This is a genomic window from Paenibacillus sp. AR247, assembly GCF_002968895.1.
In the GTDB taxonomy this organism is placed as follows: Bacteria; Bacillota; Bacilli; order Paenibacillales; family Paenibacillaceae; genus Paenibacillus_AQ; species Paenibacillus_AQ favisporus.
Genome location: NZ_PCZT01000004.1, coordinates 84,313 through 94,492, shown reverse-complemented (window position 1 = coordinate 94,492; position 10,180 = coordinate 84,313). Strand labels below are relative to the sequence as shown.

9 protein-coding genes are annotated in these 10,180 nt (G+C 54.2%); all 9 read left to right on the top strand.

Annotated elements, in window-relative coordinates; all coding sequences use genetic code 11:
• The coding region (locus CPT76_RS03670; protein ID WP_374954600.1) for a glycoside hydrolase family 95-like protein at window positions 1-568 on the top strand (568 nt) is incomplete at its 5' end.
• Window positions 569-846: 278 nt separating this feature from the next.
• Window positions 847-1,293: a hypothetical protein gene (locus CPT76_RS38855; RefSeq protein WP_258168061.1), complete on the top strand. Its 447-nt coding sequence runs from the start codon at window positions 847-849 to the stop codon at window positions 1,291-1,293.
• Window positions 1,220-2,074: a helix-turn-helix transcriptional regulator gene (locus CPT76_RS03665; protein WP_258168060.1), complete on the top strand. Its 855-nt coding sequence runs from the start codon at window positions 1,220-1,222 to the stop codon at window positions 2,072-2,074. Before CPT76_RS38855 ends, CPT76_RS03665 begins: the two co-directional genes overlap by 74 nt.
• A 267-nt stretch (window positions 2,075-2,341) precedes the next feature.
• The gene (locus tag CPT76_RS03660; RefSeq protein WP_258168059.1) at window positions 2,342-3,283 is read left to right on the top strand and encodes an ABC transporter permease; all 942 of its coding nucleotides are present in this window, start codon (window positions 2,342-2,344) and stop codon (window positions 3,281-3,283) included.
• 15 nt (window positions 3,284-3,298) lie between these two features.
• On the top strand, window positions 3,299-4,207 hold the full coding sequence (locus CPT76_RS03655) for a carbohydrate ABC transporter permease (protein WP_105441960.1): 909 nt from the start codon (window positions 3,299-3,301) through the stop codon (window positions 4,205-4,207).
• 125 nt (window positions 4,208-4,332) lie between these two features.
• Window positions 4,333-6,000, top strand: a complete 1,668-nt coding sequence (locus CPT76_RS03650; RefSeq protein ID WP_258168058.1) for an extracellular solute-binding protein — start codon at window positions 4,333-4,335, stop codon at window positions 5,998-6,000.
• A gap of 162 nt (window positions 6,001-6,162) precedes the next feature.
• Window positions 6,163-7,929 carry an alpha-1,3-galactosidase-related protein gene (locus CPT76_RS03645; RefSeq protein WP_105441958.1) on the top strand — a complete coding sequence of 589 codons (1,767 nt, stop codon included), beginning with the start codon at window positions 6,163-6,165 and terminating at the stop codon, window positions 7,927-7,929.
• Window positions 7,930-7,946: 17 nt separating this feature from the next.
• Window positions 7,947-8,609, top strand: a complete 663-nt coding sequence (locus tag CPT76_RS03640; protein WP_105441957.1) for an HAD family hydrolase — start codon at window positions 7,947-7,949, stop codon at window positions 8,607-8,609.
• Window positions 8,596-9,879, top strand: a complete 1,284-nt coding sequence (locus tag CPT76_RS03635) for an SGNH/GDSL hydrolase family protein (protein ID WP_105441956.1) — start codon at window positions 8,596-8,598, stop codon at window positions 9,877-9,879. The genes CPT76_RS03640 and CPT76_RS03635 overlap by 14 nt, the downstream gene beginning before the upstream one ends.
• Window positions 9,880-10,180 lie beyond the last annotated feature (301 nt).

The following is a 10,180-nucleotide window of genomic DNA, read 5'->3' as shown; positions in this document are numbered from 1 at the left end:
GATTACGCCGCATCACACGCCGGCATTGGCGGAGGCGGCGCGGGTAACGCTGCAAAACCGCATGGAACGCATCGACCTTGAGGACGTGGAATTTACCGCCGCCTTATTCGGCCTCTTCTTCGCCAGGCTGCATGACGCCGGCCGGGCCAAGCATCATATCGCCCATTTGATCGGCGAGCTGTGCCTGGACAACATGCTGACCTATTCCAAGTCGGGGATCGCCGGGGCCGAAACAAACATCTTCGTGATCGACGGCAACTTCGGCGGGACGGCCGCGATCGTGGAGATGCTGCTGCAGAGCCATGCGGGGGAAATTCATCTGCTGCCGGCTCTGCCGGACAGCTGGCCGGTCGGGGAAGTTCGTGGGCTTCGGGCCAAAGGAAACATGGAAGTGGACTTGACATGGAAGCACGGCAAGCTTGTCCAGGCCCGGATACAGGCCTTGTCGGGCGGAACCGTTCAGGTATACTGCGGGGATCGGAGTGTGACGCTGAATTTAACCGCCGGCGAGGTGCATACGTTGGACGGAGCGCTCGCCGCGAATACGGCTGCCGGACGAACAAGCTGAGCCGCGCTGAGCTTCGGTGAACTTTAGGCATAAGGGCAACTGCAGCCGTACGGGCTGCGGTTGCCTTTTCTGTATCAACAAATCATGATGATTTACGGCCTCCTCAGTCCCGGTGAGCATGCATTCTAACCGCAAAACAGGGAAAAATGTACCTTTTGGCTGGAGAGTACCTATACAAATTTGCGATCAAGGCTTTATTATGGAATGTACGCTGCATGAGCAGGCCATACATCTTTCAACCCACAAAATGATAGCGCTATCAAAACAAGGGGGATATCATGCTGAAACGTTCCAGCGTTTTTCGAAATTTTCTGATTTCTTATATCGTCATTCTTCTGATCCCCTGTGTGGGCGGTTACATTTCTTACCTCACCTCGATATCCGTTACACAGTCCATCTCGATCGATAACAGCTTGATTCAGCTGGAAAAGAGCCAGGAGCTGCTGGAGCACCGGATGGCGGAGGTGGAAGGCATGACCCGGCAAATCGCCATCAGCCAGGAAGTGAATATGCTGATGAACGACCGCCATCAAGTGCAGGATGTGTACGGCTTGGTGGAAGGCGATGCGGAACGTGCTGACCTTTGGGCAAACTTTCTCGCGCGAGAACCGGGAAACGGGACAGGACGAAGAGGAGCGGATAACCGCGCTGATGGAAGAGCTGATCCAGCATCTGTTCCAGGAATACAAGGTTTCCATCCAGGCTGGTTTCGGAGAGTCCTTTGAGACGCTGATGGATGTGAGTCAATCGTTCGAGCAGGCCAAGCAGGCGCTGGAATATGCCGTGTTTGTGAACTCCAAGGGCATGCTGTGGAATCATGAAGCCCGCATCGAAAACACGACGTATTATTACCCGCTCGACGCGGAGCAGCGCCTCGCAAGTACCATCCGGGCCGGGGAAGAGGAGGAGGCCGGGAAAATCATCGACGGTATTTTCGAGCAAAATATCGCAAGGCGCGAATTGTCTGTCGAGATGAAGCATCAGCTCGTCGGCGAGATCAAAGGAACCTTCCTCAAGCTGCTCGATCAGAAGGTTTTCCAGGAGTCGAACATGCTGGAAACTGTGAAACGGAGAGTCATCGACATCGGCCCCGCCGAGCCGCTGGATTCCGTTCAGGCGGAAATCAAGAGCATTACCACCACGCTGTGCGGCTATATCGCTAACAAGAAAAAGGACTCCCATGCCAAACTGGTTCAACGGATGTACCAGTACACGGAGGAGATGTACGCCAATCCCGATCTGACCCTGTACCGGGTGGCCGAATATGTGGAACGTCCGGAAAAGTACATTTCTCAGTTATTTAAAGAAGTGACCGGGGTCAATTACTCGGACCATCTGATAAAGGTGCGCATGGAGAAGGCTGCTGAACTGCTTAAAGAAAGCAGTCACACGGTCGACGATATCGCCGCCCAGGTGGGGTACAACAGCTCCCATTCGTTCCGCCGGGCGTTCAAGCGATTGATCGGCGTCACGCCGAGCGTATACAGGCAAACGCTCGACGAATAGCACCAGCTCTTGTAAGCCGCAGGATCCGTTTGAGGACGATGCGGCTTTTGTGCGTGCGGAAGTCGAAGCGGAAATATGTACAGCACTTAGAGCGATGGACCCCCGAAAAAAGGGAAATTGGATGCAAAACGACCGAAGTGTACCTGTTCAAGCGCCCGTTTGATCCACTATGCTCAAGCAAGAAAGAAAACGCTGTCATTTCATCACGCATCCACGCTGATGGCATAGGGGGGGATTATTATTCTGAACAAGCAAGCCGCAATTCCAATGAAGCGCAAAAGCAGTACGCGCAAGGTCAGTTACTGGCAGATTGCCGGTAAAAGCATGAAGAAGCACTGGCAGCTCTATCTGCTCGTGATTCCTCCGCTGTTATTTTTCCTTATTTTCAAATATTACCCGATGCTTAACGCAGTCCTTGCATTCAAGGATTATAACGTCATTAAGGGGATTTGGGGCAGTCCATGGGTAGGCTTCAAGCATTTTGAGTTGTTTTTTAAAAATCCGCTGTTTTGGACTTTGCTCAAAAACACGCTGCTGCTGAGCGGTTATTTGATCCTTGCCGGATTTCCGATTCCGATTATTCTGGCGCTGATGATTAACGAATTGCGCGGGAAGAGATTCAAGAAGTTCGTGCAGATGGTCACTTTCGCCCCTTATTTTATTTCCACGGTGGTCATGGTGTCGATCGTTATGCTGTTCCTGTCCCCAAGGCTGGGCTTCGCCAACGTCGTCCTGAATTATTTCGGGCTTGAATCGGTGAATTTTCTGGGCGACCCGGGCATGTTCCGCTCCATTTATGTCTGGTCCGACATTTGGCAGACGGCTGGCTACAGCGCGGTCATCTATTTGGCGGCCCTTGCGGGCATCGATCCGACATTGTACGAAGCAGCCAAGGTGGACGGGGCTTCGCGGTTCCAGAAAATCTGGCACGTCGATTTGCCAGGCATCGTTCCGACTATCGTCATCATTCTGATTCTTAACGTCGGCAACGTCATGGCGATCGGTTTTGAAAAAGTATATCTTCTGCAAAATCCGCTGAATCAGGTGAATTCGGAAATTATCGCAACCTATGTGTACCGGATCGGATTGCTGAACGCAAACTACAGCTTTGCCACAGCCGTCGGCCTGTTCAATTCCGTCATCAATCTCATCCTGCTGCTGACCGTAAATGGATTGGCGAAGAGGCTGACGAACAACAGCATTTGGTAAGGAAGGAGCAAAGGTATGACCATTCAACTCGCAGGAAGAAAAGCAATCAAGGAGTCGAAGGGCGACCGCCTGTTTTTAGGCATCGTCTACACCATTTTGATTTTGGTCGTCCTGGCGGTTCTGTATCCGCTCGTCTACATCTTAAGCAGCTCCATCAGCAGTCCGGCGGCGGTCACCTCCGGTAAGGTATGGCTGTGGCCGGTCGACATTTCATTTGAGGGCTTCCGCGTGCTTTTCAGCAGGCAGGAAATTATGACGGGCTATTTAAACTCGATTATTTATACGGCAGCAGGGACCCTGATCAGCGTCACGCTGACGGTCATGATTGCCTACCCGTTGTCCCGGAGGTCCCTCTTCGGGCGGAACGTATTCATGATGATCATCACGTTTACGATGATTTTCAGCGGCGGGTTGATCCCCACGTATATGGTCGTTAAAGAGCTGCACTTGATCGACACAAGGTGGGCGCTGCTCATTCCTAACGCGATCTGGGTATGGCAGGTGATTATCGCCCGCTCCTTTTTTCAATCTTCGATTCCGGGAGAACTGCTGGAGGCTAGCGAAATCGACGGCTGCAGCGATATCCATTTTATCCGAAGCGTCGTGCTGCCGCTGTCCAAGCCGATTATTGCCGTTCTGGTGCTGATGTACGCTGTTGGGCAGTGGAATGCCTATTTCGATGCGTTGATTTATTTGAGAAGCGCGGACCTGTTCCCGCTGCAGTTAGTCCTTCGGAGTATTATTATCCAGAACAACAGCTCGGGCGGAACGATGGACGCCATGGCGATGGTGCAGAAGCAGCAGCTGGCCGAGCTGTTAAAATATGCGCTGATCGTGGTGGCGACCCTTCCGGTGCTTGTCATTTACCCGTTCGTGCAGCGCTATTTCGTGCAGGGGATGCTGGTCGGGTCGGTCAAAGGATGACCTTGAGGTGCTGATTTCGGCACGCCATCCTGATTCTTATTCCATTTCAAATGGAGGTGGTGCCCTTTTTTGAAAAGAGGAAGGCATAAGAAGCTTGCAGAACTATTAAAAAGGGAGCGATTCGATTGAAAAAGAGCCTAATACGAATGTTTATCCTGCTGATGGCCACCTTCGTAGTCATCAGCGGCTGCTCCGGCAAAAAGACAGATAGCCCGGACAGCGCACAGGGAGGCGTTACCGCAGCCGACGGGGGATCGTCGAAGCCTGTACAGGTCAGCGTGTTCGCTGTCCAGGAATCGGGAATCGACATTCCGACGAACAAGTTTACCAAATTCGTCGAGGACAAATTCAACATTCAGTTTAAATGGCAGATTAACCCTTCTGACGGAGCCAAGGAGAAACGCCAGATTTCGCTGGCAAGCGGCGATTACCCCGATGCTTATCTGCTGACAGCCTACATCGATGAATTTTCACAGGCTGACGTTCTGAAATACGGGCAGCAAGGGGTGCTGATTCCTCTGAACGATCTGATCGACCAGTATGGGCCCAACATCAAGAAGGCGATGGAAGAGAGTCCTGAAATGAAAGCTCTTGTCACGGCCCCTGACGGCAATATCTATGGACTTGGGGCTTATACCGAATGCTTCCACTGTTCCTATCCGAACAAAATGTGGCTCAATACGGAATGGCTGAAAAAGCTCAATCTTCAAGAGCCGAAGACCACGGAGGAATTCAGAGAGGTTCTGAAGGCTTTTAAGACGAAGGATCCCAACGGCAACGGTAAAGCCGACGAAGTTCCGCTCAGCGGTTCGACAGAGGACTTCGGCGTCCGCATCATTCCTTATCTAATGAACAGCTTTATCTATGACGATGACCGGAACTATTTGACGATGAGCAGCGGCAAAGTGCAGTCCGCCGCCATTACGCCGGAGTGGAAGGAAGGATTGAAATACGTCAAATCCCTCTATGACGAAGGCTTGATCGACCCGGGCGCATTTACGCAAAATGCTGAGGCCTTCAAAAAAGTCGGCGAAAATGCCGGTGCTGAAATTCTTGGCGCAGGAGCAGGCATGCACCCGGCCATCTTTGTCAATATCGACCCGGGCAACACCCGTTCCGCACACTACAACCCGCTGCCGCCATTGACCGGTCCGAACGGCGTTTCGTATGCCACGCATGATGCCGGGGGCGTCACTTCCGGAGCCAAATTCGTGATTACGAATAAAGCAAGCAAAGAAGCGCAGATCGCATTAATCAAAATGGTGGATTATATGTTCACGCCCGAAGGGCAAACCAATGCCGGAACCGGTATGAAGGGCATCGATTGGACGGATCCGGAGCCGGGAGACAAAGCGCTTGGTGAAGGCGTCAAGCCGATGGTCAAAACGATTCCGACGAAGGAAGGCGAGCAGCCGCACAATGCCGGATGGAGCGGAATGGGGCATTTCTACATGCCGAAAGAATACCGCGATACCTGGGTACAAGGCACCGATATTTACGCTTCGGACGGCTATGAGCGCAGACTGTACAACGCTACGCTTCTGTACCAAGGACATGAGCCTAAAGAAATTTTCCCGATTTGGTCCGTCTGGATCGATCCGACCGAAATCGACGAAGCCAGCATGCTGCAGACCAACCTGAAAAATTACATTGAGCAAAATGAACTGCAGTTCGTCACCGGCAACAAAGACCTGGACAAAGACTGGGACACTTATGTGAAAGGCCTGAAGGACCTGCAGCTGGACCGTTACCTGGAAATTTTACAGACGGCATATGATAAATTAGCAAAATAATACGATTTAACAAGGAACCGGTGGCTAAGCCTCTGCTGGTTCCTATGCGGGATGCCGGTTCTTTCATAGACTGGCATCTTCCGCATTTTCCTTTATTTTTGCAACACGGGCTGCGATTGTAATTTAATGATGGAGCAGACAATGCATCGAAAGGAGCAAGGCATGACTGATTTTCGAAATCCGGAGCCGGCCCTAGTCAAAATGATATCACTGGCGGACTTTGGCGACGCTGAGAACTTACAGGCCAATGCAGGGGCGGCCATGCGGCTTGCGCTCGAGGCAGCCGGTTCGCATGATGGCCCTGTCGTATTGGATATCCCACTTGGAACATATCATTTTTATCCGGAGCATGCCGTCAGGGCGGCTTATCATATTACCAATACGGCCAGTGAGGAGGAAAACCCCGACGTCACGAAAACGGTCGCGCTGCTGCTGAAGGGGCTTAGCCGGTTTACGCTGGAGGGGAACGGATCCCTTTTTGTGATTCACGGCAAGCAAACGATGCTGCTGCTGGACGGCTGCGCGGATATCGAAATCCGCAACCTGCGCTTCGACTATGCGATGCCGACCGTGACCGAGATGACCGTGGAGCGGCGCGGAGATCATGATCTCGACGTTTGCGTGCATCCGGATTCACATTATGAACTGGAAGACGGACATCTCACTTGGGTCGGTGAAGGATGGAGGTTCCGGGAAGGGCCGATACAGCACTGCGACATGGCCCAAAACACCACCTGGCGTGTGGAAGATTGGCCGTCACGGGCTGAACGCATTGAGGAAATCGGCAGCCGGCGGCTGCGGTTTCATTTTAGGGAGGATGCCGCTCCGCATGTTTCGCCTGGAATGACCGTACAAATGAGAGACGGTATTCGTGACCAGGTCGGCGTGCTGATCCTGGAATGCGAGAGGATCCGTCTGAACGGCATGGGCTTTCATTTTATGCATGGGCTGGGCATCGTCGGCCAGTTTAGCGCGGATTTGACCTTCGCCGATCTGGATGTGACGCCGCGCCCTGAGACGGGGAGAACGGTGGCGGGCTTCGCCGATTTTATCCATTGTTCAGGCTGCCGGGGCCGCGTCTCGATCACGGACAGCCGGTTTGCCGGAGCCCATGACGATGCGATCAACGTTCACGGTACGTACCTCTGCATCGTCGGCCAACCGGCGCCCGATCAGGTGCGGGTTCGATTCATGCATCCGCAAACGTATGGTTTCCGCGCTTTCTTTTCGGGAGACGAGATTGCCTTTGTCAATGCGCACAGTCTTGCGTCCTATGCTTTCGGGCGGATTGCCGCGGTGAAGATGCTCGACCCTCGCGAGCTGCTTCTGACATTGGAGCAGCCGACCCCAGCATCGATAGGGGCGTATGATGTCATCGAGAACGTGACGTGGACCCCGGAGGTTGTTATTGCGAGGAACCATTTTGCCAGAATACCGACCCGGGGCATATTGGTGTCGTCGCCGCGGAAGACAGTCATAGTGGGCAACAGGTTTGAACGTATGAACATGAGTGCCGTTCTGGTTGCAGGCGACGCGAATTCCTGGTACGAATCAGGTGCTGTCACAGATGTGCGCATTGCGGGCAACCAATTTATCGACTGTGGCGGAGAGGAGCATCCCGTGATCCGGATCGCTCCCGAGAATGAGCCTTCCGTGCCGGACGTGCCGGTCCACCGCAACATCCGGATCGAGGACAACCGGTTCAGAACGGCTCATGCCGTGCTGCTGTCGGCGCAAAGCACTGAAGGGCTTGCCTTCTGCCGAAACGAGATTTTGCTCGTTGGGAAGGATGGCAGTAAAAATGGGCTGTCTCCGGGCGGGCTCATTAATGGGCTGTACCCCGACGGACTTTTTAAGCTGGAACGCTGCAGCGGAGTTAATATGGCCGACAATTCGGTCGACTTCATGGTGGCTCCGACAGACGAATAGAACGAGGAATAAAGGAGATGGACGTCATCGACAAGAAAAGACTGATCGTATTTTTGGACAGTGGGGATACGCTGGTGGACGAGTCTACCGAGGTTCGTGACGAAGACGGAATCGTGGTTAGCGCCGACCTGATTCCGGGGGCCGCGGAGATGGTGAAGACGCTGCATTCGCTTGGCTTTACGCTTGCGCTCGTGGCCGACGGAGATGCACAATCCTTCAAAAACGTGCTGAGTCAGCACCGCCTGCACGATTATTTCGATGCGCTCATCATTTCCGAGCTGATCAAGGCCACCAAGCCGAGCCCGCGGATGTTTAAAGCGGCGATCGGCGCGCTGAACGGGTCCGAAGCGGATTTTGCCCGCACCGTTATGGTCGGCAACAATTTAAGCAGGGATATCAAGGGAGCGAACGCCCTTGGCATCATCAGCGTTTTTCAAAGCTGGACGCCAAGGTACCCCCATACGCCGGCAGACGAGTCCGAGCAGCCCGCTTATACGATCAGAGAACCGATGCAGCTCATCGAACTTGTCAACCGGCTGGAAATGGAGCTTGGGGCAGCGGAAACGGAAGGCGAGAGTTCCGAACCCCGGAAAGTACGGCAGGAGCGGCAGGAGCGGCAGGAGCGGCAAGAACGGCAAGAACGACAAGCTAAGGGGGCCGGGGACCATGCCGCATTCTAAGCCGATTCATGCGCATGCGTATCCCAAACCCATCATCCATACCCGGAGCGGTCTACCCGCATTTCAGGATAAGATACGCAAGGGACTGCCCGTAACCGTTGCTTTTCTTGGCGGGTCCATCACAGAGGGAGCGGGAGCTTCGGACGCGGATAAGACCAGCTGGCGGGGCCTGACGCAGGCCTGGCTCGAGGATCGGCACGGCGCCGGCCGGGTGGCCTGCATCAACGCCGGCGTCGGCGGCACCGACTCGACCTTCGGCGCGCACCGGCTGCAGGAGCATGTCCTGGAGCACGGGCCGGTCGATCTTCTGTTCGTCGAATTCAGCGTCAACGACGGGACGGACCGCAGCGAGTCGATCCGCGGCATGGAGGGGATCGTCCGCGGCTGCAAGCGGCGTTCGCCGCGGACGGACCTTTGCTTTGTCTATACCGCGGCAGACAAAAATTTAGGACCGGGCGTCCCGTTCAACATCGCCGCACACGAGGAGGTCGCTGCTTATTACGGCATCCCTTCCGTCAACTACGCCTCCGCCATTCAGCAGGGCATCGAGGAGGGGCGCTGGACATGGAAGGAACTCGCACCGGATGGCGTCCATCCGAATGACGAGGGCCACGCGCTGTATGCCGGCTTTGCCCGGGAATTCCTGGAGCCTTTCTTTGAGACAAGAGCGGATGCGACAGCTGAAACCGGGCTAAATTCAGGAAGCGGGGCGAAGATTGAGAACAGGAATGAGCCGGAAATCAAAGCTGAGATCGAGTCAGAAGGATCGGACACGGGATCAAGGGACACAGCCAGCGTGAAGGGGCAAGCCTCTAGCAACGAGAGGGATGTCCTTTCCCTCCCGCCTTTGGAGGCGGGGAATTACGAGTACGGACGGATGATCCGGGCGGACAGTATTTTAAGCCAAAGAGGATTTGACTACAACGGGCTTCAGCATAAGCCGGTCATGAACTGGCGCTATGATGACGGGCACTTGGAGGCGCTGAACGAAGGAGCAAGCCTCAGTTATATCGTGACTGGCCGCGGAACGGGACTTTGCCTGTTCATGGGTCCCGACTCCGGCATTCTGGAATACGCTGTGAACGGAGGCCCTTTTCAAGAGGTGAACCTTTTCGACGATTGGTGCAAGTTGGCTTACAGACCCGTGATCATCATGCTGGCCAGCGGTTCCGAACCGGCCGAAATGCAGGTGGAGGTCAGAAACACAGGACGAAAAGACATGGAGAGTCTGGGAACGCGACTGCAGGTGCTGAGGATTCTGAGCCATTAAAAAGGGCATAGCATGTCTCGCTCTGGTCGTAACACTCGTAACAAAAACAGCTGGGCCACGAAAGTAGTAAAACCACCTTCCAAAGAAAAACCAGCCAGGCCCCCGTCAGGGTTCCGGCTGGTTTTCGATGTTATTGACGTTCGGTGCAGGTCGCAAACGTTAGTATGTGCTGCACCTACGCTTCTTTACCTGGTTCACGACCTGGCGGGAATATTTCAGCAGCCCCGGGTTCCAGTGTTCGGACACGCTCCAGGTAAGCCGTCACCCGGCGGTCATCTTCATTGGGATAGGCAAAGCCGAA